This window comes from Pectobacterium sp. PL64, from assembly GCF_022477975.1.
GTDB lineage: Bacteria > Pseudomonadota > Gammaproteobacteria > Enterobacterales > Enterobacteriaceae > Pectobacterium > Pectobacterium jejuense.
Window position 1 is genome coordinate 3371960 of the sequence record NZ_CP092070.1, and the last position, 24378, is coordinate 3396337.

The 24378-nt window shown below is 50.9% G+C and carries 17 protein-coding genes, 2 tRNA genes and 3 rRNA genes; 10 read left to right on the forward strand and 12 right to left on the reverse strand.

Annotated elements, in window-relative coordinates; all coding sequences use genetic code 11:
- Positions 1 to 181: 181 nt before the first annotated feature.
- The 4 genes from trxC to pssA all read left to right on the forward strand — a co-directional run bounded on the left by trxC (position 182) and on the right by pssA (position 5734).
- Positions 182 to 601 (forward strand): thioredoxin TrxC, encoded by a 420-nt coding sequence (gene trxC, locus HP572_RS15175; protein WP_039277103.1) that lies wholly within the window; start codon positions 182 to 184, stop codon positions 599 to 601.
- A gap of 182 nt (positions 602 to 783) precedes the next feature.
- Positions 784 to 1497, forward strand: a complete 714-nt coding sequence (locus tag HP572_RS15180) for a tRNA-uridine aminocarboxypropyltransferase (protein WP_275901622.1) — start codon at positions 784 to 786, stop codon at positions 1495 to 1497.
- Positions 1498 to 1529: 32 nt separating this feature from the next.
- The gene (locus HP572_RS15185; protein WP_205554687.1) at positions 1530 to 4181 is read left to right on the forward strand and encodes a bifunctional acetate--CoA ligase family protein/GNAT family N-acetyltransferase; all 2652 of its coding nucleotides are present in this window, start codon (positions 1530 to 1532) and stop codon (positions 4179 to 4181) included.
- Between the two features lie 197 nt (positions 4182 to 4378).
- Positions 4379 to 5734, forward strand: coding sequence for a CDP-diacylglycerol--serine O-phosphatidyltransferase (gene pssA / locus HP572_RS15190; RefSeq protein WP_240583648.1), 1356 nt, complete (start codon positions 4379 to 4381; stop codon positions 5732 to 5734).
- 107 nt (positions 5735 to 5841) lie between these two features.
- On the opposite strand, the gene HP572_RS15195 is transcribed toward pssA, so the two are convergent.
- The 7 genes from HP572_RS15195 to gmhB all read right to left on the reverse strand — a co-directional run bounded on the left by HP572_RS15195 (position 5842) and on the right by gmhB (position 13462).
- Positions 5842 to 7122 carry an MFS transporter gene (locus HP572_RS15195; protein WP_240583649.1) on the reverse strand — a complete coding sequence of 427 codons (1281 nt, stop codon included), beginning with the start codon at positions 7120 to 7122 and terminating at the stop codon, positions 5842 to 5844.
- A 381-nt stretch (positions 7123 to 7503) separates the two neighbouring features.
- Positions 7504 to 7619: ribosomal RNA gene (gene rrf / locus HP572_RS15200) — 5S ribosomal RNA — on the reverse strand.
- Between the two features lie 130 nt (positions 7620 to 7749).
- A 23S ribosomal RNA gene (locus HP572_RS15205) occupies positions 7750 to 10655 on the reverse strand.
- A gap of 221 nt (positions 10656 to 10876) precedes the next feature.
- Positions 10877 to 10952: transfer RNA gene (locus HP572_RS15210), tRNA-Ala, on the reverse strand.
- Positions 10953 to 10994: 42 nt separating this feature from the next.
- Positions 10995 to 11071 (reverse strand) — tRNA-Ile (locus HP572_RS15215).
- Positions 11072 to 11144: 73 nt separating this feature from the next.
- Positions 11145 to 12686 (reverse strand): 16S ribosomal RNA (locus HP572_RS15220).
- Together the 16S, 23S and 5S rRNA genes with 2 tRNA genes alongside form the textbook arrangement of a ribosomal RNA operon.
- Positions 12687 to 12898: 212 nt before the next feature.
- The gene (gene gmhB, locus HP572_RS15225) at positions 12899 to 13462 is read right to left on the reverse strand and encodes a D-glycero-beta-D-manno-heptose 1,7-bisphosphate 7-phosphatase (protein ID WP_240583650.1); all 564 of its coding nucleotides are present in this window, start codon (positions 13460 to 13462) and stop codon (positions 12899 to 12901) included.
- Positions 13463 to 13642: 180 nt separating this feature from the next.
- Between gmhB and metN the strand changes: the two genes are divergently transcribed.
- The 6 genes from metN to proS all read left to right on the forward strand — a co-directional run bounded on the left by metN (position 13643) and on the right by proS (position 19306).
- On the forward strand, positions 13643 to 14674 hold the full coding sequence (gene metN / locus HP572_RS15230; protein WP_240583651.1) for a methionine ABC transporter ATP-binding protein MetN: 1032 nt from the start codon (positions 13643 to 13645) through the stop codon (positions 14672 to 14674).
- Positions 14667 to 15320 (forward strand): methionine ABC transporter permease MetI, encoded by a 654-nt coding sequence (locus HP572_RS15235; protein WP_205551377.1) that lies wholly within the window; start codon positions 14667 to 14669, stop codon positions 15318 to 15320. The genes metN and HP572_RS15235 overlap by 8 nt, the downstream gene beginning before the upstream one ends.
- Positions 15321 to 15384: 64 nt before the next feature.
- Complete coding sequence (locus HP572_RS15240; protein WP_039272834.1) at positions 15385 to 16200, forward strand: MetQ/NlpA family lipoprotein; 816 nt, start codon at positions 15385 to 15387, stop codon at positions 16198 to 16200.
- A gap of 118 nt (positions 16201 to 16318) precedes the next feature.
- Positions 16319 to 16729, forward strand: a complete 411-nt coding sequence (gene rcsF / locus HP572_RS15245) for an Rcs stress response system protein RcsF (protein WP_039361185.1) — start codon at positions 16319 to 16321, stop codon at positions 16727 to 16729.
- Positions 16726 to 17442, forward strand: a complete 717-nt coding sequence (gene tsaA / locus HP572_RS15250; RefSeq protein WP_240583652.1) for a tRNA (N6-threonylcarbamoyladenosine(37)-N6)-methyltransferase TrmO — start codon at positions 16726 to 16728, stop codon at positions 17440 to 17442. The genes rcsF and tsaA overlap by 4 nt, the downstream gene beginning before the upstream one ends.
- Positions 17443 to 17587: 145 nt before the next feature.
- Positions 17588 to 19306, forward strand: coding sequence for a proline--tRNA ligase (gene proS / locus HP572_RS15255; RefSeq protein ID WP_240583653.1), 1719 nt, complete (start codon positions 17588 to 17590; stop codon positions 19304 to 19306).
- 106 nt (positions 19307 to 19412) lie between these two features.
- Here the strand turns inward: proS and rpoS are convergent, their stop codons facing one another.
- The 5 genes from rpoS to ispF all read right to left on the reverse strand — a co-directional run bounded on the left by rpoS (position 19413) and on the right by ispF (position 24364).
- Positions 19413 to 20405 (reverse strand): RNA polymerase sigma factor RpoS, encoded by a 993-nt coding sequence (gene rpoS / locus HP572_RS15260; RefSeq protein ID WP_010299820.1) that lies wholly within the window; start codon positions 20403 to 20405, stop codon positions 19413 to 19415.
- Between the two features lie 53 nt (positions 20406 to 20458).
- A complete protein-coding gene (gene nlpD / locus HP572_RS15265; protein ID WP_240583654.1) occupies positions 20459 to 21481 on the reverse strand; it encodes a murein hydrolase activator NlpD in 1023 nt (340 codons plus the stop codon).
- Between the two features lie 483 nt (positions 21482 to 21964).
- Positions 21965 to 22591 (reverse strand): protein-L-isoaspartate(D-aspartate) O-methyltransferase, encoded by a 627-nt coding sequence (locus HP572_RS15270; RefSeq protein WP_039470279.1) that lies wholly within the window; start codon positions 22589 to 22591, stop codon positions 21965 to 21967.
- A 139-nt stretch (positions 22592 to 22730) separates the two neighbouring features.
- A complete protein-coding gene (gene truD / locus HP572_RS15275) occupies positions 22731 to 23777 on the reverse strand; it encodes a tRNA pseudouridine(13) synthase TruD (RefSeq protein WP_240583655.1) in 1047 nt (348 codons plus the stop codon).
- Positions 23778 to 23866: 89 nt separating this feature from the next.
- Positions 23867 to 24364 carry a 2-C-methyl-D-erythritol 2,4-cyclodiphosphate synthase gene (ispF, locus tag HP572_RS15280; RefSeq protein WP_005973491.1) on the reverse strand — a complete coding sequence of 166 codons (498 nt, stop codon included), beginning with the start codon at positions 24362 to 24364 and terminating at the stop codon, positions 23867 to 23869.
- Positions 24365 to 24378: the final 14 nt, after the last annotated feature.

Here is a 24378-nt window from a genome sequence, read left to right on the forward strand (position 1 = left end):
GTAAAAGAGCGCTAACAGTCAGAAGCTATTGTAGCTATTGGGCAAACCACGTTGTTGCCATAATGTCTCCCCACCATAATTTATTCACGCTTAAGCAACATGACGTTGACTTTACAATGCCGCATTGCGCGCATTTTATCAGCGACATCTTTATTTTAGCCCTTTTATCTGAGGCCCTGTTATGAATACGGTATGTGGATCTTGCCAAACAACCAATCGCCTGCCAGAAGAGCGTGTTGATGACCATGCAAAGTGTGGTCGTTGCGGAGAAACCTTATTCAGCGGTGACGTTACCAATGCCACAGAAGCGACGCTCGATAAGCTATTACAGGACGATCTTCCCGTCGTGATCGATTTCTGGGCGCCCTGGTGTGGTCCCTGCATCAACTTTGCTCCGGTGTTTGAAAACGTCGCTCAAGAGCGTAGCGGGAAAGTCCGCTTTATTAAGGTCAATACCGAAGCCGAACCAGCACTCAGTGCACGTTTCCGCATCCGCAGTATTCCAACCCTCATGATCTTTAAACAGGGCCAGATGGTCGACATCCTCAACGGTGCGCTGCCAAAAGCACAGTTCGAGAGCTGGCTGGACGAATCGCTGTAGGGAATTAGGGTAGGAGCGTAGGTATTATTGCCTCCTACCCTTTTGGTCAACCCGCCTGTCGATTAGAATGTCGCCTTTCTGAATCAGCTTCTCAATGATTAAAACGAAGCCGATTCGTTGCAGAATCTCATGGCGTCATCTATTTCATGCTCAACCATCCTTTAATGGTCAACCGTCCCCTCATGGACAATGCCGTACTCCGTCTGCGCCAGCAACGTCTTGAGCAGTCAACCAAACCGTTCCGCGCCCGTGGCTGCCGCGTAGTACGCTGCCAGCAGTGTTTATTGCCCGCAACCAACTGCCTGTGCCACACCATTCAGGCACAGCAATCCCGCAGCCGCGTCTGTCTGGTAATGTTTGATACCGAACCGTTAAAACCAAGCAATACCGGACGCCTCATTGCCGATATTCTCCCTGAGACGCAGGCATTTCGCTGGTCACGCACCGAGCCCGATCCCGAGTTGCTTGCTACTTTGCAAAACCCGGACGTTCAGCCGTATCTGGTTTTCCTTGCCGATGCCGCAGAAGAAGGACGTCAGGTATTTCACCAGCTTCCCGCAACGGAAAAGCCCGCGCTATTTGTCTTACTCGATGGTACGTGGCCGGAAGCGCGTAAAATGTTCCGCAAAAGCCCTTATCTGGATAACCTGCCGATCCTGTCACTGAATGTAGAAGCGCTTTCCCGCTATCAACTACGTGAAGCCAGTAGCGCAGGGCAGCACTGCACCGCCGAGATTGCCATCGCCCTGCTCGCACAAGCGGGGGATATCGTCGCGGCCGATGCGCTATCACAGCATTTTGACCGTTTCCGACGGCACTATCTGGCGGGGAAATCACATCACAGCGTGCGGGAAAATTTACCCATCGTCACAGCACAAGCGGCAGAAAGCGTTTAGTATCAAAGGGGATTGATCTAAAGGAGTGACGCATGAGCCAGCGCGGATTGGAAGCACTGTTACGCCCTAAGTCTATCGCCGTTCTCGGCGCGTCAGAAAAGCCGGGACGAGCCGGTTTTCTGATGATGAAAAACTTGCTGGACGGCCATTTCAGCGGTCCCGTGCTGCCTGTTACACCGAAATATCGTGCCGTTTGCGGCGTGCTGGCCTACCCGACGGTCGCCAGCCTGCCCATGACGCCCGATCTTGCCGTTATTTGCACCAACGCCAGCCGTAATCTCACGCTGTTAGAAGATCTGGGACAGAAAGGCTGCAAAACGGTCATCATCCTCTCCGCACCGCCAACCCAGTTCAGCGAATTAAAAGCCTGCGCAGTGCGCTACCACATGCGCCTGCTTGGCCCCAACAGCCTCGGGTTACTCGCACCCTGGCAAGGCCTGAATGCCAGTTTCTCCCCAGTCCCAATTATGAAAGGCAAACTGGCGTTTATCTCGCAGTCGGCCGCCGTGTCCAACACGATACTGGACTGGGCGCAGCAACGCGGTATTGGCTTTTCTTATTTCATCGCTCTGGGCGACAGTCTGGATATCGATGTCGACGATCTGTTAGATTTTCTGGCACGCGATGGCAAAACCAGTGCGATTCTGCTGCATCTGGAACACATCAGCGATGCGCGCCGCTTTCTTTCCGCCTCCCGTAGCGCATCCCGAAATAAACCGATACTGGTGATCAAAAGCGGGCGTAGCCAGCAGGCACAGCAGTTGCTGAATGACCAGCGCCACGGTCTGGATGCCGCCTATGACGCGGCAATTCAACGCGCAGGCTTACTGCGGGTGCGGGATACGCATGAGCTTTTTTCCGCGGTGGAAACCTTAAGCCACCTGCGGCCGCTGCGTGGTGAACGCTTGATGCTGGTGAGCAATGGCGCATCGCCGGCCGCACAGGCACTGGATCAGCTCCTTAGCCGACAAGGCAAGCTGGCACAGCTCAGCGAGGCGACCCAACAAGCGCTACAGGCAGCGTTGCCGCCAACCGTCACGATTGGCAATCCACTCGATCTGCGTGATGACGCGACTGCGGCCCGCTATCAGGCAGCGGTTTCGGTATTACTGGACAGCGATGAAGTCGATGCACTATTAATCATTCACGCCCCTAGCGCTGCTGCCCCCAGCACCGATAGCGCTGCGCAATTGATTACGCTCTTCCAACAGCATCCGCGTGGGAAAAGAATTACCCTGCTGACCAACTGGTGCGGTGAATTCTCCTCGCAGGAAGCACGGCGCTTGTTTAACGACGCAGGCATTCCGACCTATCGCACGCCGGAAGGCGCGGTTACGGCATTTATGCATATCGTCGAATATCGGCGTAATCAGAAACAGCTAAAGGAAACTCCCGCGCTGCCGCTGAATTTAGGCATCAACGCCAGTCAGGCACATGCGCTGATTCATCAGGCGCTGTCAGACGGCGTGACGCAGCTTGATACGCATGAAGTTCAGCCGATCCTGCAAGCCTACGGTTTGGATACTTTACCCACTTGGATCGCGGGCGACAGCGCCGAAGCCGTCCATATCGCCGAACAAATTGGCTACCCGGTTGCGATTAAGCTGAGATCGCCCGATATTCCGCATAAATCGGAAGTTCAGGGCGTCATGCTCTACCTGAGAACCGCCAGAGAAGTCCAGCAGGCGGCAGATGCCATTCTTGACCGAGTGAAACGCACCTACCCACAGGCGCGCATTTACGGCCTGTTAGTGCAGAGCATGGCAAATCGCGCTGGTGCACAGGAGCTTAGGATTGCCGTCGAGCAGGATCCCGTTTTCGGCCCGCTGATTATGCTAGGAGAAGGCGGCGTTGAGTGGCGAGAAAAACAGGCTGCCGTTGCCCTGCCTCCACTGAATATGACGCTGGCTCGGTATTTGGTGCTGCAAGCGGTGAAAGGTGGCAAGATTCGGGAATACAGCGCGCTGCGTCCGCTGGACATTCCCGCGCTCAGCCGCTTGCTGGTTCAGGTATCCAACCTGATTCTCGACTGCCCTGAAATTTCCCGGCTAGACATTCATCCTCTGCTGGCATCTGGGGACACCTTTACGCTGCTGGATGTCACGCTGCATCTGACGCCGTTCAGTGGCGATCCACAGTCAAGGCTGGCAATCCGCCCTTATCCACACGAATTGGAAGAAACGGTTACCCTCAAAAATGGTGATAGCTGTCTGTTCCGGCCAATTTTGCCGGAAGATGAACCGCTGCTCAGTTCGTTCATTGCAAGAGTGACGAAAGAAGACCTGTATTACCGTTATTTCAGCGAAATTAATGAATTTACTCACGAAGACTTAGCCAATATGACACAAATTGACTACGATCGTGAGATGGCATTCGTTGCCGTGCGCCAGCTCGGTGAGGAGACTGAGATTATTGGCGTGACGCGTGCGATTTCCGATCCGGATAATACGGATGCGGAATTTGCCGTGCTGGTGCGATCCGATCTAAAAGGGCTGGGCCTTGGCAGACGTCTGTTGGAAAAGCTGATTGATTACGCCAAAGCGCATGGTCTCTCCCGCTTGACCGGCATCACCATGCCGCATAATCAAGGCATGATCCAACTGTCCAAAAAGCTCGGTTTTCACATCGACGTACAATTAGAAGAGGGAATTGTGACACTGGAATTGCCGCTGAAGAATGGATAGCAAGACGTGACATGGCTCTTGCAACGGGAATTGTGATACCGATTCAATGGCAAAACAGACTCACAACAGCCGGAAAGTAATGGTATTATCGCCCATTCGGCTACTCCTTAACTTTTGATAATGACCAGAAGGTCATATACCCTAATGCAGCTCGAAGTATGGTGGGTATAAACTGATGAGAGAAGAAACGCACTGTGATGCTGTCAAATTTTAAACGCAATAAATACCAACAGCACCTTGCACAACTGCCCAGAATTCCTCAGAACGCAGATGATGTTCAGACGTTGCATTCGCCTGAGCTTTTCCGCACGACGCTGATTAACGCCATTTTGAGTGCTAAAAAACGCATCTATATCGTGGCGTTATATCTTGAGCGCGATGATGGCGGCATGGGGGTTCTATCCGCAATTTATGAAGCCAAACGGCAGTGCCCAGAGCTGGATGTCCGCGTTCTGGTAGACTGGCATCGTGCTCAGCGCGGCAGGATCGGCGCAGTGGCAGAAAATACCAATGCTGACTGGTATTGCGATATGGCGAAAAAACATCCAGACACGCATTTCCCTATCTATGGTATTCCTGTCAACACACGTGAAGCGTTGGGCGTACTGCACCTGAAAGGCTTCATTGTCGATGACACTGTCATCTACAGCGGAGCCAGCCTGAATGATGTTTATCTGCACCAACATCAGAAATACCGTTATGACCGGTATCAGCTGATTCATAATCCGGTATTGGCCGATACGATGGTGCAATATATCCAGACCATGCTGACGGCTCCGGCAGTACAGCGATTGGATCATACCGATCGTCCGAAAAGCCTGGAAATAAAAAATGATATCAAGCAGTTCCGCCAAACGTTACGTACTGCCAATTATAAGGCTCCGGAACACAGCACGGACGCGAACGAATTAACCGTCACGCCACTGGTCGGGTTAGGAAAACAAAGCCCGCTGAATAAGACCATACATCACCTGATGTATTGCGCTGATGAGCATGTGGTTATTTGTACCCCCTATTTCAATCTGCCAGCGTTGCTGGTGAGAAATATCATCCGGCTATTGCGAGACGGTAAAAAAGTAGAAATTATTATCGGTGATAAGACCGCTAACGATTTCTATATTCCAGAAGATCAGCCTTTCAAAATCATCGGCGCGTTACCGTATCTCTATGAGATCAACCTACGCCGTTTTCTGAGTCGTCTGGAACGCTATATTGAGAATCAGCAGCTTGTTGTGCGGCTATGGAAAGACGGTGATAACAGCTTCCATCTGAAAGGCATGTGGGTAGATGACAAGTGGCAACTGTTGACGGGAAATAACCTTAACCCGCGCGCATGGCGTCTGGATCTGGAAAATGCCATCCTGATTCACGATCCTCAGAAGGTTCTATTGCAGCAACGTCTGGACGAGCTGGATACGATCAGGACGCACACTCACGTCGTACAAAGCTATACGGAACTGGAGAGCATTGCGCAATACCCGGTGAAAGTCCGCAAGTTGATACGACGTCTGCGCCGTATCCGTATCGATCGACTCATCAGTCGTATTCTCTAAGATCCGTGCTCTGCTTTAAAAAAACCTCGGAAGCCGAGGTTTTTTATTGTCATTTGGAGCCTGCCCGGTGCAGCTACCAGCCAGGCGTTATAGTAGCGATCTGAAAACTAAAGCTTCATTCCCTTGCCTCTGCGATGCAGCGTCAATGACACAATAAACGCAACAGCCCCCATCACTGAGACGTACCAGAAGAAAGCCGTTTCCATACCAAACGATTTCAGCGAAAGTGCAACATACTCAGCAGAACCGCCAAACAGCGCATTAGCAACCGCGTAAGATAAGCCTACCCCCAACGCCCGGACTTCAGGCGGGAACATCTCTGCTTTTAAAATGCCGCTGATAGACGTGTAGAAACTGACAATAATCAGTGAAAGCATCACCAGTGAGAAAGCAATGACAGGGCTAGTCACACTCTGCAGTACCGTCAGAATGGGCACCGTCAGCAATGCCGCAAGCCCACCGAAACAGAGCATGGAGCTACGACGACCAATCTTATCCGACATCGCACCAAAAAACGGCTGTAGCAGCATAAAAATAAACAGTGCGAGGGTCATTAATCCGCTAGCCGTTTTCGCATCCATTCCTGCCGTATTCACCAGATACTTTTGCATGTAAGTGGTAAACGTATAAAAAGCTAAAGAACCACCGGCCGTAAAACCCAGTACGGTAATAAAGGCGCGACGATGTTTCCACAAACCCGCAAGCGAGCCAGCATCTTTATGCCCGCGAGTCGTTTTATCAGACGTTTCATTCAAAGAGCGGCGTAAATAAAGCGCAACAATCGCCAAAATAGCGCCGAGAGCAAAAGGAATACGCCATCCCCACGCCCGTAAATCTTCATCACTCAGAATCTGCTGTAATATTACAACCACTAACAGCGCCAGCAGTTGACCGCCAATCAGCGTGACATACTGAAAAGAAGCATAGAATCCCTTCCTTCCCTCAACAGCAACTTCACTCATATACGTTGCGCTAGTGCCGTATTCTCCACCGACAGAAAGCCCCTGAAATAAACGGGCTAATAACAGTAAAAAGGGAGCCCAGGTGCCAATGGTTTCATATCCCGGTAAACATGCAATAACCAGAGATCCAAAACACATCATGCAGACTGAAATTAGCATTGAATTTTTACGACCATGCTTGTCTGCAATGTAACCGAAAAGCCAACCGCCTATCGGTCTCATTAAAAAGCCTGCTGCAAAAACCCCTGCGGTTTGTAGTAATTGAGTGGTGGTATTTCCCGAAGGGAAAAAGATATGGGCAAAATAGATTGAGCAAAAGGAATAAACATAAAAATCAAACCACTCAACCAAATTACCCGATGAAGCGCCAACTATAGCTCGGATACGCTGACGCGTATCTTTCGCATTTTCCGTTAGATCAGTCATCCTATTTTATTCTCCTGTTTTTCCGGGCATAAAACGATGCCCGCTATAGTAAAGCAGCACTTAAACCCTGAGGCAAAAAGTTCCTGATTGTAATAATTTATTAATGTAACAACGCAAGCCGTGCCTTTAATTATCATTAACTGAAACACGGATAAATAAAGCGGTAACAAACAGGACGTTATTATGAGGTGGGTTAATAAGAAGATAAGCAGAGTCTATTCAGGTAAAAGGAAGAGTTTACTATCCTGAAATAGAAATAAACAAAAGGCCATCCTGTTAAGGATGGCCTTTTATCTTAATTGAAACCTGGCAGTTCCCTACTCTCACATGGGGAAGCCCCACACTACCATCGGCGCTACGGCGTTTCACTTCTGAGTTGATGCCTGGCAGTTCCCTACTCTCACATGGGGAAGCCCCACACTACCATCGGCGCTACGGCGTTTCACTTCTGAGTTCGGCATGGGGTCAGGTGGGACCACCGCGCTATCGCCGCCAGGCAAATTCTGTTTCATTCCAACCGTTATGTTTTCACTTTTTTAGTGCACACAACCATCAGAACCAATCTCTGAACAAGCTAAAATCAAAACACGTTTCTATGAGTCGCCCACAAAACACCTTCGGTGTTGTAAGGTTAAGCCTCTCGGGTCATTAGTACTGGTTAGCTCAACGTATCGCTACGCTTACACACCCAGCCTATCTACGTCGTCGTCTTCAACGGCCCTTCAGGGGCATCTAGTGCCCAGGGAAGACTCATCTCGAGGCAAGTTTCCCGCTTAGATGCTTTCAGCGGTTATCTCTTCCGCACTTAGCTACCGGGCAATGCAATTGGCATCACAACCCGTACACCAGTGGTGCGTTCACTCCGGTCCTCTCGTACTAGGAGCAACCCCTCTCAATCTTCCAACGCCCACGGCAGATAGGGACCGAACTGTCTCACGACGTTCTAAACCCAGCTCGCGTACCACTTTAAATGGCGAACAGCCATACCCTTGGGACCTACTTCAGCCCCAGGATGTGATGAGCCGACATCGAGGTGCCAAACACCGCCGTCGATATGAACTCTTGGGCGGTATCAGCCTGTTATCCCCGGAGTACCTTTTATCCGTTGAGCGATGGCCCTTCCATTCAGAACCACCGGATCACTAAGACCTGCTTTCGCACCTGCTCGAGCTGTCACTCTCGCAGTCAAGCTAGCTTATGCCTTTGCACTAACCTCCTGATGTCCGACCAGGATTAGCTAACCTTCGTGCTCCTCCGTTACGCTTTGGGAGGAGACCGCCCCAGTCAAACTACCCACCAGACACTGTCCGCAACCCGGATCACGGGTCCACGTTAGAACATCAAACATTAAAGGGTGGTATTTCAAGGTTGGCTCCACGCAGACTGGCGTCCACGCTTCAAAGCCTCCCACCTATCCTACACATCAAGGCTCAAGGTTCAGTGTCAAGCTATAGTAAAGGTTCACGGGGTCTTTCCGTCTTGCCGCGGGTACACTGCATCTTCACAGCGAGTTCAATTTCACTGAGTCTCGGGTGGAGACAGCCTGGCCATCATTACGCCATTCGTGCAGGTCGGAACTTACCCGACAAGGAATTTCGCTACCTTAGGACCGTTATAGTTACGGCCGCCGTTTACCGGGGCTTCGATCAAGAGCTTCGCCTTGCGGCTGACCCCATCAATTAACCTTCCGGCACCGGGCAGGCGTCACACCGTATACGTCCACTTTCGTGTTTGCACAGTGCTGTGTTTTTATTAAACAGTTGCAGCCAGCTGGTATCTTCGACTGATTTCAGCTCCATGAGCAAGTCACTTCACCTACCATCAGCGTGCCTTCTCCCGAAGTTACGGCACCATTTTGCCTAGTTCCTTCACCCGAGTTCTCTCAAGCGCCTGAGTATTCTCTACCTGACCACCTGTGTCGGTTTGGGGTACGATTTGATGTTACCTGGAGCTTAGAGGCTTTTCCTGGAAGCGTAGCATCGGTTACTTCATCACCGTAGTGACTCGTCATCACGCCTCAGTGTTAACAATGACCCGGATTTACCAAAGTCATCCACCTTCACGCTTAAACCGGGACAACCGTCGCCCGGATAACCTAGCTTTCTCCGTCCCCCCTTCGCAGTAACACCGAGTACAGGAATATTAACCTGTTTCCCATCGACTACGCTTTTCAGCCTCGCCTTAGGGGTCGACTCACCCTGCCCCGATTAACGTTGGACAGGAACCCTTGGTCTTCCGGCGTGCGGGTTTTTCACCCGCATTATCGTTACTTATGTCAGCATTCGCACTTCTGATACCTCCAGCAGCCCTCACAGGCCACCTTCGACGGCTTACAGAACGCTCCCCTACCCAACAACACCTAAGTGTCGCTGCCGCAGCTTCGGTGCATGGTTTAGCCCCGTTACATCTTCCGCGCAGGCCGACTCGACCAGTGAGCTATTACGCTTTCTTTAAATGATGGCTGCTTCTAAGCCAACATCCTGGCTGTCTATGCCTTCCCACATCGTTTCCCACTTAACCATGACTTTGGGACCTTAGCTGGCGGTCTGGGTTGTTTCCCTCTTCACGACGAACGTTAGCACCCGCCGTGTGTCTCCCGTGATAACATTCTTCGGTATTCGTAGTTTGCATCGGGTTGGTAAGTCGGGATGACCCCCTAGCCGAAACAGTGCTCTACCCCCGAAGATGAGTTCACGAGGCGCTACCTAAATAGCTTTCGGGGAGAACCAGCTATCTCCCGGTTTGATTGGCCTTTCACCCCCAGCCACAAGTCATCCGCTAATTTTTCAACATTAGTCGGTTCGGTCCTCCAGTTAGTGTTACCCAACCTTCAACCTGCCCATGGCTAGATCACCGGGTTTCGGGTCTATACCCTGCAACTTAACGCCCAGTTAAGACTCGGTTTCCCTGCGGCTCCCCTATACGGTTAACCTTGCTACAGAATATAAGTCGCTGACCCATTATACAAAAGGTACGCAGTCACCTAACAAGTAGGCTCCCACTGCTTGTACGTACACGGTTTCAGGTTCTATTTCACTCCCCTCGCCGGGGTTCTTTTCGCCTTTCCCTCACGGTACTGGTTCACTATCGGTCAGTCAGGAGTATTTAGCCTTGGAGGATGGTCCCCCCATATTCAGACAGGATGTCACGTGTCCCGCCCTACTCATCGAACTCACAGCTTGTGCATTTTTGTGTACGGGACTATCACCCTTTACTGTGCGACTTTCCAGACGCTTCCACTAACACACAAACTGATTCAGGTTCTGGGCTCCTCCCCGTTCGCTCGCCGCTACTAGGGAATCTCGGTTGATTTCTTTTCCTCGGGGTACTGAGATGTTTCAGTTCCCCCGGTTCGCCTCATGACACTATGTATTCATGTCATGATAGTGTGTCGAAACACACTGGGTTTCCCCATTCGGGTATCGTCGGGTATAACGCTTCATATCAGCTTACCGACGCTTATCGCAGATTAGCACGCCCTTCATCGCCTCTGACTGCCTAGGCATCCACCGTGTACGCTTAGTCGCTTAACCTCACAACCCGAAGGTGTCTTTGATAACTCAAAGTCACTGTTCGCGCTGCGATTATTTGAGAGACTCATTAACATACTGACACGCCATTCATACCCGCAGGCATCAATGCATGTTCAGCTGTCATGTTTCAATTTTCAGCTTGTTCCAGATTGTTAAAGAGCAATATCGTAAACATGACCTATACAGGTACTCTCTGAAATTTTTTATCAAGCAGGTAGTGATGGTGGAGCTATGCGGGATCGAACCGCAGACCTCCTGCGTGCAAGGCAGGCGCTCTCCCAGCTGAGCTATAACCCCATCGTTGCTTACAGATACCTTAGATACCACTCACGGAAGAGTTGGTAGGCCTGAGTGGACTTGAACCACCGACCTCACCCTTATCAGGGGTGCGCTCTAACCACCTGAGCTACAAGCCTATTAAGGTATTTCTGCTCGTTATTTTCATCAGACAATCTGTGTGAGCACTTCACGCAACACACATCTTCTTGGTAAGGAGGTGATCCAACCGCAGGTTCCCCTACGGTTACCTTGTTACGACTTCACCCCAGTCATGAATCACAAAGTGGTAAGCGCCCTCCCGAAGGTTAAGCTACCTACTTCTTTTGCAACCCACTCCCATGGTGTGACGGGCGGTGTGTACAAGGCCCGGGAACGTATTCACCGTAGCATTCTGATCTACGATTACTAGCGATTCCGACTTCATGGAGTCGAGTTGCAGACTCCAATCCGGACTACGACGTACTTTATGAGGTCCGCTTGCTCTCGCGAGGTCGCTTCTCTTTGTATACGCCATTGTAGCACGTGTGTAGCCCTACTCGTAAGGGCCATGATGACTTGACGTCATCCCCACCTTCCTCCGGTTTATCACCGGCAGTCTCCTTTGAGTTCCCGACCGAATCGCTGGCAACAAAGGATAAGGGTTGCGCTCGTTGCGGGACTTAACCCAACATTTCACAACACGAGCTGACGACAGCCATGCAGCACCTGTCTCAGAGTTCCCGAAGGCACTAAGCTATCTCTAGCAAATTCTCTGGATGTCAAGAGTAGGTAAGGTTCTTCGCGTTGCATCGAATTAAACCACATGCTCCACCGCTTGTGCGGGCCCCCGTCAATTCATTTGAGTTTTAACCTTGCGGCCGTACTCCCCAGGCGGTCGATTTAACGCGTTAGCTCCGGAAGCCACGCCTCAAGGGCACAACCTCCAAATCGACATCGTTTACAGCGTGGACTACCAGGGTATCTAATCCTGTTTGCTCCCCACGCTTTCGCACCTGAGCGTCAGTCTTTGTCCAGGGGGCCGCCTTCGCCACCGGTATTCCTCCAGATCTCTACGCATTTCACCGCTACACCTGGAATTCTACCCCCCTCTACAAGACTCTAGCCTGTCAGTTTTGAATGCAGTTCCCAGGTTAAGCCCGGGGATTTCACATCCAACTTAACAGACCGCCTGCGTGCGCTTTACGCCCAGTCATTCCGATTAACGCTTGCACCCTCCGTATTACCGCGGCTGCTGGCACGGAGTTAGCCGGTGCTTCTTCTGCGGGTAACGTCAATCGATAAGGTTATTAACCTTATCGCCTTCCTCCCCGCTGAAAGTGCTTTACAACCCGAAGGCCTTCTTCACACACGCGGCATGGCTGCATCAGGCTTGCGCCCATTGTGCAATATTCCCCACTGCTGCCTCCCGTAGGAGTCTGGACCGTGTCTCAGTTCCAGTGTGGCTGGTCATCCTCTCAGACCAGCTAGGGATCGTCGCCTAGGTGAGCCATTACCTCACCTACTAGCTAATCCCATCTGGGCACATCTGATGGCGAGAGGCCCGAAGGTCCCCCTCTTTGCTCTTGCGAGGTTATGCGGTATTAGCTACCGTTTCCAGTAGTTATCCCCCTCCATCAGGCAGTTTCCCAGACATTACTCACCCGTCCGCCGCTCGTCACCCAGAGAGCAAGCTCTCCTGTGCTACCGCTCGACTTGCATGTGTTAGGCCTGCCGCCAGCGTTCAATCTGAGCCATGATCAAACTCTTCAATTTAAGATTTGTTTGATTTGCTGAACTCGTCAGCGATGCTCAAAGAATTAGTAACTGTTTATTCGTAATGAATTTACTGTTGTTCACTCTTCAAGACTTTTTATATCGTTAAGATACGGTCTTGTGAGTGCCCACACAGATTGTCTGATTAAATTGTTTGTCTCGATTAAACGTAAACTTTTTTCTGTTTGCGCATCTTTCATGCGTTCCGCTTGTTAACTGTGCGTTTTTATCCATTTTGGCAGGTCTGCGAGGCTTTCCAGCACACCATCAGCCAGTGCCTCACCTTGTTCAGTGACGGGTTTACCGGTACGAACCAGCAATTTTTTTCCTATACCAGCGCCAATCGCAGCCTGAATATCCTCTAATTTGTCTCCCACCATATAAGAAGCTGCCATATCAATGTTCAGCTCACGCTGTGCGGAAAGCAGCATGCCCGGCTCAGGCTTACGGCAATCACAACTCTGGCGATACTCATCTTCCCCAGCTTCAGGGTGATGCGGACAAAAATAGATGCCATCCAGATCAACACCACGATCGGCCAGTGACCAGTCCATCCACTCCGTCAGTTGCATAAACTGATCTTCTGTAAACTTACCGCGGGCGATGCCGGACTGATTCGTCACCACAACCAGCGCGAACCCCATGCTTTTCAACTCACGCATGGCATCAATGACGCCATCAATAAATTGAAAATGGTCAATGTCATGAACATAACCGTGATCGACATTGATCGTACCGTCACGATCAAGAAAAACTGCTGGAACGCTTTGTGCCACTGACTTTGCTCCTGAATGCCTAAATTACACAGTAGTATCGCATGTTTTCACGCATAGGGAGAATGCAGAGCCATGACAATCCCGATTGACTTAGACGTCTAGACGCCCTAACATCCGTTTCATATTCTGTTAATACAGAAACTGATTTATCCAGCCATAGGCACTCACGATAAAAAACATATGATTGAACTTTCTAATATTACTAAGGTTTTTCAGCAAAACGGGCGAAACATTACCGCGCTTGCTGATGTCAGCCTTCATGTTCCCACCGGGCAAATTTATGGCGTTATCGGCGCATCGGGCGCAGGTAAAAGTACACTAATCCGCTGCGTCAATTTATTGGAACGTCCGACAGAAGGGAAAGTGCTGGTCGATGGGCAAGAGCTGACCCAGCTGTCAGATAGCCAGCTGACGCGTGCACGCCGTCAAATCGGCATGATTTTCCAACACTTCAACCTGCTCGCTTCGCGCACCGTTTTTGGCAACATTTCACTACCGCTGGAATTGGATAACACGCCGAAAGCTGACATCACTAAACGAGTCAATGAGTTGTTGGAGTTGGTTGGACTGGCTGATAAGCATGACGTGTATCCAGCCAATTTGTCTGGCGGACAAAAGCAGCGTGTCGCTATTGCCCGTGCGCTGGCTAGCAATCCTAAAGTTCTGCTGTGTGACGAAGCAACCAGCGCGTTGGATCCTGCAACAACCCGTTCGATTCTTGAGTTACTGAAAGACATCAATCGCCGCCTTGGTCTAACCATCCTTCTTATTACCCATGAGATGGACGTGGTGAAACGCATTTGCGATCAGGTTGCGGTGATCAGCGGCGGACGTCTCATCGAGCAGGACACCGTAAGCGAAGTCTTCTCACACCCGAAAACGCCGCTGGCGCAGAAATTCATTCAGTCAACGTTACACCTGGACATCCCAGACGATTATCTCGCCCGTCTGTCTCCTGACTCTCGCCCGGATACCACGCCATTATTACGAATGGAGTTTACGGGTAAATCGGTGGATGCTCCGCTGCTGTCCGAGGTTGCTCGACGCTTTAACGTCAACAACAACATTATCAGCGCCCAGATGGATTATGCCGGTGGCGTCAAGTTCGGCATCATGCTGGCAGAAATGCACGGCAACGATGCGGATATCCAAGCCGCAATCCAATTCCTGCAGGAAAGTCACGTTACAATTGAGGTTCTGGGTTATGTCTGAAGCAATGATGTGGTTAATGGCTAAGGGAGTATGGGAAACCATCGCGATGACGTTCGTTTCTGGTTTCTTTGGCTTTGTGCTTGGCTTACCCGTGGGCGTATTGTTGTATACCACGCGTCCGGGGCAAATCATCGCCAACCCAAAACTCTACCGGACCGTTTCTGCACTGGTAAACATCTTCCGCTCGATTCCGTTCATTATTTTGCTGGTGTGGATGATTCCTTTTACCCGCATCATTGTCGGAACCTCGATTGGTCTGCAAGCGGCTATCGTTCCTCTCACCGTCGGTGCCGCACCGTTTATTGCTCGCATGGTGGAAAATGCGCTGCTTGAAATTCCTACCGGCCTGATCGAAGCTGCCCGTGCGATGGGTGCAACGCCAATGCAAATCATCAGAAAAATATTACTGCCGGAAGCATTACCGGGACTCATTAATGCCGCAACTATCACGCTAATCACACTCGTAGGCTATTCTGCTATGGGTGGAGCCGTGGGCGCAGGCGGCTTAGGTCAAATTGGTTATCAGTATGGTTATATTGGTTATAACGCGACGGTCATGAATACGGTATTAATATTACTGGTTGTTTTGGTTTACCTGATTCAATTCTGCGGCGACAGGGCAGTAAAAGCTGTCACACACAAGTAGTCATCACAATACGCATTTGCCATACAGGCATCTGCCAAGAGAATAATTAATTAGGGGTAAGGATATGGCGATTAAACTGAAATCTATTGCGACCATTGGCGCACTTATTGGTGCTCTGGCGCTAGCGGGATGTGGTCAGGAAGAAAAGAATCCTAATCATATTAAAGTCGGCGTTATTGTTGGTGCAGAGCAGCAAGTAGCGGAAATCGCGCAGAAAGTGGCGAAAGACAAATACGGCCTGGACGTTGAATTGGTCACATTCAACGACTACGTTTTGCCAAATGAAGCCCTGAGCAAAGGCGACATCGACCTGAATGCCTTCCAGCACAAACCTTATCTGGATCAGCAGATCAAAGATCGTGGTTATAAGCTGGTTTCTGTCGGCAACAGTTTTGTTTACCCAATCGCGGGTTACTCCAAAAAAATCAAATCGCTGAATGAGCTGCAAGATGGTGCTCAAGTTGCGCTGCCAAACGATCCGACCAACCTGGGTCGTTCTCTGCTGCTGCTGCAAAAAGTCGGCTTGATTAAACTGAAAGACAACGTTGGTCTGCTGCCAACCGTACTGGATGTGACCGAAAACCCGAAAAACATCAAACTGGTTGAGCTGGAAGCACCACAGTTGCCACGTTCTTTAGATGACGCACAAATCGCGCTGGCTGTAATCAACACCACTTACGCTAGCCAGATTAACCTGACGCCAACTAAAGACGGCCTGTTTGTTGAAGAGAAAGACTCTCCGTATGTAAACCTGCTGGTTTCACGCGAAGACAACAAAGACGCTGAAAACGTGAAGAAATTCGTTCAGGCTTATCAGTCTGATGAAGTGAATGACGCAGCAAATAAAATCTTTAATGGCGGCGCAGTGAAAGGCTGGTAATCCCACCCTAACGCGTTTAATTAAAAGATATCTGTAAGACGGGCTACGGCCCGTCTTGTTATTTATGCAATTGCTTGCTTCAATACCCGCTCTTTGAGAAAAAGCAGAGGAATCCTTAATGCGTGCTGTTCCCTTTATATTGTTGGCCATGTCGCTAACAGGCTGTTCTTTATTTCAGAAGCCACCGGCACCGACACCTCAACCCGCTATTGAAACCAAAACTGTAGAACCTGCGCCTAAACCGAAGCCTGTGGCTCGCCCAACGCCAGCGGTGTTATATAAAAGTGCAGAAGAATTAGTCGGTAAACCTTTCCGTGATATGGGCGAAGTTTCAGGCTCCTCATGTCAGGTTAGCGCTCAGGATTCTCCCCCTAACGCGGCAAATGCGCGTAAAAGAATGCAAAACCGCGCAACGGCAATGAAAGCGAATGCGGTTTTACTGCATGAATGCCAAACCGTCAGCGGCGTAGCGGGTTGCTACAGCCAGGTCGTTTGCCAAGGCACTGCGCTGAAAGTTTCTGCACAATGAGTCAATTTGTTTTCAATCAGATCGGGATTATCCGCTCACCGTATAAAGAAAAGTTTGCCATTCCGCGGCAGCCAGGTCTGATTGAAGATGGAGGCGGAGAGCTTCAGCTATTACCGCCGTACAATCAGGCAGACTGTGTGCGGGGGCTGGAAGATTTCAGCCATATTTGGATATTGTTCATCTTTCATCAAACGATGGAAGGCGGCTGGCGTCCGACAGTTCGACCACCGCGTCTGGGAGGAAACACACGTACGGGCGTTTTCGCTACACGTTCCACCTTCCGCCCCAATCCTGTTGGCATGTCGCTGGTTGAATTAAAAGGGATCCGAACAAAAGGCGATGCCATTACGCTAGAATTAGGCAGTCTTGATCTGGTCGATGGCACACCGGTCATCGATATCAAACCTTATCTACCCTTTGCAGAAAGCCATCCTCAGGCGCGAGCGGGCTTTGCCCAAATGGCACCCGATGCCGCGATGCCAGTCACTTTTTCCCCCCTTGCAGAAAGCCAGATCGCAGAACACCAAAAGAAATATCCCCAGTTAAAACGCTTTATCTCGCAGGTATTGGCACAGGATCCGCGCCCCGCCTACCGTAAAGGGGAAAGTACTACTCGGGAATACGCCGTTTTACTATTGGAATTCAATGTGCGCTGGCGCGTATGCGAAGAACAAACCGAAGTGTTAAGTCTCGACCCGTCGCACACGTGTTAATACACGAACCGCAGCAATATATTCTAAAATTGTCCCTGCTCTCTTTTGACACGTCGCCCACGCTGGTAAACTAAGCCACTTTTTATGTGCCTTCGGCTGCGCGGCAGCCCTATGCTATTTGTCGTTCTAACGGAACTAAAACCCCATGCGTACTAGCCAATACATGCTCTCCACACTCAAGGAGACGCCAGCCGATGCAGAAGTCATCAGCCATCAGTTGATGCTCCGGGCAGGAATGATTCGTAAACTGGCCTCAGGCCTTTACACCTGGTTGCCGACCGGTTTACGTGTTTTGAGAAAAGTTGAAAATATCGTGCGCGAAGAGATGAACAACGCTGGCGCGATTGAAGTTTCCATGCCAGTTGTTCAGCCTGCCGATTTATGGGTGGAAAGTGGACGTTGGGATCAATATGGCCCGGAACTGCTGCGCTTTGTCGATCGTGGTGAGCGCCCATTTGTACTCGGCCCAACACATGAAGAAGTTATTACTGACCTGATTCGTAATGAAATCAGCTCCTACAAGCAGCTGCCGCTGAATTTCTTCCAGATTCAAACCAAATTCCGCGATGAAGTGCGCCCGCGTTTTGGCGTGATGCGTTCACGTGAATTCCTGATGAAAGACGCCTACTCTTTCCATACTTCACAGGAATCATTGCAGGTCACCTACGACGCAATGTACGCCGCTTACAGCCAGATTTTCAGCCGTATGGATCTGGATTTCAGAGCCGTTCAGGCGGATACCGGCTCTATCGGTGGCAATGCCTCCCATGAGTTTCAGGTACTGGCGACCAGCGGCGAAGACGATATCGTTTTCTCAACGGAATCCGACTACGCAGCAAACATTGAACTGGCAGAAGCGGTTGCGCCGAAGTTAGGCCGCGCTGAAGCGACAGAAGAGTTGCGTCTGGTTGATACGCCAAATGCCAAGACCATCGCCGAGCTGGTTGAGCAGTTTAAGCTGCCGGTAGAAAAAACCGTGAAAACACTGCTGGTTAAAGCAACGGAAGAAAGCGGCCATAAACTGGTTGCGCTGCTGGTTCGTGGCGATCACGAACTGAACGAAATCAAAGCAGAGAAAATTGCTCAGGTTGCCAGCCCGCTGACATTCGCAACGGAAGAAGAAATTCGTGCCACCATCGGCGCAGGCCCAGGTTCACTTGGCCCGGTCAAGCTGTCGATTCCAGTTGTTGTCGATCGTACCGTTGCGGCGATGAGCGATTTCAGCGCTGGCGCGAACATTGATGGCAAACACTATTTTGGTATCAACTGGGAACGTGACGTTACGTTGCCGCAGGTTGCAGATATCCGTAACGTAGTTGAAGGCGACATCAGTCCAGACGGCAAAGGCACACTGCAAATTAAACGCGGTATCGAGGTGGGCCATATTTTCCAACTGGGCAGCAAGTATTCTGAAGCGCTGAAAGCGACGGTTCAAGGTGAAGACGGCCGCAACCAGACGCTGACGATGGGTTGCTACGGTATTGGTGTGACGCGCGTTGTCGCAGCGGCGATTGAACAGAACCATGACGAACGCGGCATCATCTGGCCAGATGCGATTGCACCTTTCCACGTTGCTATTCTGCCAATGAACATGCACAAGTCTTTCCGCGTGAAGGAAGTGGCTGAGGATATCTACCAGCAGCTGCGCGCTAAAGGCATTGAAGTTCTGCTTGATGACCGTAAAGAGCGTCCGGGCGTGATGTTCGCCGATATGGAGTTGATTGGCGTGCCGCATACCATCGTCATTGGCGATCGCAATCTGGATAGCGAAGAGATTGAATATAAGAACCGTCGGGTCGGTGAAAAGCAAATGATTAAAACCAGCGAAATCATCGATTTCCTGCTGGCGAATATCGTCCGCTAATCGCCGTCGGACCGCCCTTTCACGCGAAAGGGCGAATACAGGCATAAAAAAAATGGTGGGTTTCCCCACCATTTTTTATTTCAAGACATCAGTAACGCGTCACGAATTATTCACGAAACAGTTCTTCAATGCTCAACCCCTGAACCTGCAAAATTTCCCGCAGGCGACGTAAGCCTTCAACCTGAATCTGGCGAACACGCTCACGCGTTAAACCGATTTCACGACCCACATCTTCCAGCGTAGCCGCTTCGTACCCTAGCAGGCCGAAACGACGCGCCAACACCTCACGCTGTTTGGCATTAAGCTCAAACAACCATTTAACGATATTCTGCTTCATATCGTTATCCTGAGTGGTGTCTTCAGGTCCGTTATCTTTTTCGTCTGCCAGAATATCCAGCAGCGCTTTTTCCGAATCACCACCCAGCGGGGTATCGACGGAAGTAATACGTTCATTCAGACGCAGCATGCGGTTGACGTCATCAACGGGCTTATCAAGCTGTTCGGCAATTTCTTCCGCACTCGGCTCGTGATCCAGTTTATGAGACAGTTCGCGCGCGGTGCGCAGATAAACGTTGAGTTCTTTGACAATGTGAATCGGCAAACGGATGGTTCGGGTTTGATTCATGATCGCCCGTTCTATCGTTTGTCGAATCCACCAGGTTGCATAGGTTGAAAAACGGAATCCTCTTTCTGGATCGAATTTTTCAACCGCACGGATCAGGCCAAGGTTCCCCTCTTCAATCAGGTCCAGCAGCGCCAGACCACGATTGTTGTAACGGCGGGCAATTTTCACCACCAGCCGCAGGTTACTCTCGATCATCCGGCGGCGCGATGGGACATCGCCACGCAACGCGCGTCGGGCAAAATAAACTTCTTCTTCTGCGGTTAAAAGCGGCGAATAGCCGATCTCTCCTAAATAGAGCTGTGTTGCGTCAAGGACACGCTGTGGGACCCCTTGCGATAACAGCTCGTCTTCCGCCGAGTCATTATCATTGGTATCTTCCTCTGCCAGCGCTTTATCGTCAAAAACGTCAAGTCCATTTTCTTCGAAATCGGTATCTTCATGTAACTCGTTAACTTTCAGCGTACTTTGGCTCATAAGTGGCTCCTACCCGTGATCCCTTGGCAGAATACCGAAATACTCTGCCCGATTTATCGCTGCGGCAGAAAACGCAGCGGGTTTACGGATTTCCCCTTGTAACGAATTTCAAAGTGCAAGCGAACTGAGCTGGTGCCCGTACTGCCCATCGTAGCGATTTTTTGTCCTGCCGTGACGTCTTGTTGCTCACGGACTAGCATCGTATCGTTATGGGCATAGGCACTGAGGTAGTCATCATTATGTTTGATGATTATCAGATTTCCGTAACCACGTAGCGCATTACCCGCGTACACCACGCGCCCACTGGCGGTTGCGGTGATCGGTTGCCCACGTGAGCCGGCGATATCAATCCCTTTATTTCCCCCCTCGGAAGAGGAAAAACTATCTATGACTTTCCCATCGGTAGGCCAACGCCAACTGCCGACAGCAGCCGTATTGCTGCTGGCAACAGCCGCTGGTGCGGAAACAGGAGCGGTTGTTGGTGCCCCTGTTGTAGGTAACATCTTACCTACATTCTGTTTACCCTGATTACCAGAATACGCATTAGTTGACTGAGAATCAACCGATGTAGTTTGTATTTGCGCACTTGATGGCGGCGTTGGTACACCACTTCGGGTGGCATCAGTTGTTGCCAGCATTCCACCACCGCTCATCAGGCCGCCGCCCGAAACGTTGTTACCAGAGCCGCTGCCTAAGCTCAGTGATTGCCCCACATTCAGGCTGTACGGCTCAGGAATATTGTTGCGCTGCGCCAGATCCCGGTAGTCATTACCGGTAATCCACGCGATATAAAACAGGGTATCGCCCCGTTTAACAGTGTAGGAATTGCCGCCGCTGTAGCTGCCTTTCGGAATATTGCCGTAGCTGCGGTTGTAAACAATGCGTCCGTCGGACGTTGTTGCAACGCTTTCACCCGCCGTTGAAATGCGTGATGGTGGCGCAGATAACATTCCCCCTCGGTTGCCCGTATTTCCGTCAACGCTGCTAATCGGTGCGGATTTGGAATTATTGTTGGTACATCCCGCCAATCCTAAGACAATCACCGTACAAGCAGCAATGTGACGCAAATTCATCATTCGGCTTCCCATGCGCCTTACTCCCCTATAACTATAGCGTTCAAAAAAGTAACTATATCCGTCATACTTCAAGCTGCATGTACGTTGGCTTCTCTTACTCACCCCAGTCACTTACTGATGTAAGCTCCTGAGGATTCGTGCGCTTGCCGCCTGCCTGCAACTCGAATTATTTAGGCTATATAACATTCAAAAAACAGTAATGCTCAGAACTCAATTCGGGCATGTCTGCCTCGCATCTGCTCTCGCTTAACTAGCCGTGGCTCAACTGCCCGTAGCGTAAGTGATTGTAGCGTAACCGGTATCCGGTGATTTATTCGTTAGTTGGAACGAGAAAGATCGCTACTTCACCATCGCTGGCGCATAAGCAAAACGAGAAAGGCACCACGATGATTAGATGCTAACAATATCAACAAGTTCGCACTATAAAACAGTTGTGTTGAAATTTTAAAGACTTAACAACAAATGCATACCAACGCCACGGTATCAGGCTAATTCCCCTTTGACCAGCGGAACAAACCGAACAGCTTCAACCGTTTGAATAATAAATTCGCCAGCATGGCGTTGAACAACTTGTAAGTATTGTGACTGTTCACCGACGGGCAACACCATCACACCGCCTTCATCAAGCTGTTCCATCAGCGCTCGAGGAATTTCCGGCGGTGCAGCAGTCACGATGATGGCATCAAACGGCCCGCGCGATGCCCAGCCCTGCCACCCATCGCCATGACGGGTAGAAACATTATGCAGATCAAGCTGTTTTAAGCGACGTTTAGCCTGCCATTGCAGCCCTTTGATGCGCTCAACCGAGCAAACGTGCCGCACCAAATGCGCGAGAATTGCCGTTTGATAACCCGACCCAGTACCAATCTCCAGCACGCGGGATTCGGGCGTCAGGCTGAGCAGTTCCGTCATCTTCGCAACGATATAGGGCTGCGAAATCGTCTGGCCGGAACCAATAGGCAGAGCGGTATTTTCATACGCTTTATGCTCGAAAGCCTCATCAACAAAACGTTCTCTGGGTACGGCTTCTATCGCCTTCAGCAGACGCTCGTCCTGAATGCCCTGTTGGCGCAGCTGCGCCAACAACGTTTCTATACGCTTGTTTACCATTCCCCGCCGACCTCAGCTCTGGTTAACCTCGTCACCAATACAGCAATTTTCCCGCACAGGGGTAAACCAGCCGCCGCTATTGCACGGCTGCCGGCATTATTCTCTTCAACCATTTTCTGCAAAAACGTAGCGCAGTACATCAGGCACCGAGATCGGTATCCTGTTGTGAATGCAGCAATTCACGCACCACGCTGGTCGCAAAACTGCCCGCAGGTAGCCAGAACTTCACTTCCACAGTCGCATCGTCCTGCCATTCCCAGTGCATCTGCTGCGGATACAGCAACACCGCACGCCGGGCAGGTTCGACCCGCTCACGCTTAATCAAAGACCACAGCGTGTCTTGTCCGACCAAAGCCTGTTCTTCAAATACCCGTGCGTCGTCCTGCGTACCCAGTTCACCATCACCAGGCAGCGGCGCAGTAATCTGGAGTTCGCCCGCATCAAGGCGCGTCTGTAAAACATCTAGTTCGTCAGACTTAGCCACAAACCAGCTGCCACGCCCGGTTAGCTGCAATGCGTCACCACACAAGACAGTTTTCGCCTGCTGCCCCGCGAGTCGTGCACTGGCAACCTGATTAAACATCGCACTGCGGCTGGCGGAAAGATAAAAACTCCGCTTACTACGTTCTTTTACCCGAATCTCGTTATTTGCCCAAAGACGAGCCTGCTCAAGATTATTTCCGTTGCGCCCGAAACGCTGGCTGCCGAAATAATTAGGCACGCCTTTTGCCGCAATCAGCGCCAAGCGATCGTCAACCTCGTTTCGGTCGCTGACCTGACGCAGCACCAGAGTAAAATGGTTACCCCGAAGCGTGCCGATCCGCAGCTTGCGACGATGGCGAGTCACCTCAAGCACATCACAGCCTTCAAGCGCCAGCAAGGAGAAATCTGGCGTCTCTTTTCCCGGCATGTGCAGGCAGAACCACTGTTCGGTGACAGCATGACGATCTTTCAGGCCCGCATAGCTGACGGCACGCAGCGGTAGACGAACAAATTTCGCCAGCATCTCGGCCACAAATTGCGTATTGCAACCGCGCTTGCGCACGCGCACCAATACCTGCTCACCGTCACCATCTGGCTGAAACCCCAGATCTTCCACCACCAGAAAATCTTCAGCAGTGGATTTCAATGAACCCGTAGCCTGTGGTTCACCGTGCAACCAGACGAGTTGTTCGCTATTTTCCATCATTATCCTACAAGGTGCATGACCGGATGACGCACGGCCACGACATTGTTTTTATACTGTTAATTTTCTATGACTGATAAGACAATCGCTTACCACGCAACAATTTCGCCCGTTTCTTTTTTCACCAGCAGGGCAACGGCTTCGCAGGCAATGCCTTCGCCGCGACCCGTAAAGCCTAACTGTTCTGTCGTGGTCGCTTTCACATTGACGTCGTCCATGTGACACTGCAAATCTTCCGCCAGATTCACGCGCATTTGCGGGATATGGGGTGCCATTTTCGGCGCCTGCGCAATAATCGTGACGTCCAGATTGCCTAACTGGTAGCCTTTTTCATTGATACGACGCCAGGCTTCACGCAGCAGGCCACGGCTGTCCGCGCCTTTAAAGGCCGGATCGGTATCAGGGAACAGCTTACCAATGTCGCCCAGCGCGGCGGCTCCTAAAAGCGCATCGGTTACCGCATGCAGCACCACATCCCCATCGGAATGGGCCAGCAGGCCTTGAGTATAAGGAATTCGCACGCCACCGATCACCAGCGGACCTTCTCCACCGAACTTATGGACATCAAAACCGTGACCGATACGCATCGCGCGTTCTCCTT

Coding starts and splice junctions, on each gene's coding strand:
- trxC (WP_039277103.1), top strand. CDS start 182: ATGAATACGGTATGTGGATCTTGCCAAACAACCAATCGCCTGCCAGAA.
- HP572_RS15180 (WP_275901622.1), top strand. CDS start 784: ATGGACAATGCCGTACTCCGTCTGCGCCAGCAACGTCTTGAGCAGTCA.
- HP572_RS15185 (WP_205554687.1), top strand. CDS start 1,530: ATGAGCCAGCGCGGATTGGAAGCACTGTTACGCCCTAAGTCTATCGCC.
- pssA (WP_240583648.1), top strand. CDS start 4,379: ATGCTGTCAAATTTTAAACGCAATAAATACCAACAGCACCTTGCACAA.
- HP572_RS15195 (WP_240583649.1), bottom strand. CDS start 7,122: ATGACTGATCTAACGGAAAATGCGAAAGATACGCGTCAGCGTATCCGA.
- metN (WP_240583651.1), top strand. CDS start 13,643: ATGATTGAACTTTCTAATATTACTAAGGTTTTTCAGCAAAACGGGCGA.
- HP572_RS15235 (WP_205551377.1), top strand. CDS start 14,667: ATGTCTGAAGCAATGATGTGGTTAATGGCTAAGGGAGTATGGGAAACC.
- HP572_RS15240 (WP_039272834.1), top strand. CDS start 15,385: ATGGCGATTAAACTGAAATCTATTGCGACCATTGGCGCACTTATTGGT.
- rcsF (WP_039361185.1), top strand. CDS start 16,319: ATGCGTGCTGTTCCCTTTATATTGTTGGCCATGTCGCTAACAGGCTGT.
- tsaA (WP_240583652.1), top strand. CDS start 16,726: ATGAGTCAATTTGTTTTCAATCAGATCGGGATTATCCGCTCACCGTAT.
- proS (WP_240583653.1), top strand. CDS start 17,588: ATGCGTACTAGCCAATACATGCTCTCCACACTCAAGGAGACGCCAGCC.
- rpoS (WP_010299820.1), bottom strand. CDS start 20,405: ATGAGCCAAAGTACGCTGAAAGTTAACGAGTTACATGAAGATACCGAT.
- nlpD (WP_240583654.1), bottom strand. CDS start 21,481: ATGATGAATTTGCGTCACATTGCTGCTTGTACGGTGATTGTCTTAGGA.
- HP572_RS15270 (WP_039470279.1), bottom strand. CDS start 22,591: ATGGTAAACAAGCGTATAGAAACGTTGTTGGCGCAGCTGCGCCAACAG.
- truD (WP_240583655.1), bottom strand. CDS start 23,777: ATGGAAAATAGCGAACAACTCGTCTGGTTGCACGGTGAACCACAGGCT.
- ispF (WP_005973491.1), bottom strand. CDS start 24,364: ATGCGTATCGGTCACGGTTTTGATGTCCATAAGTTCGGTGGAGAAGGT.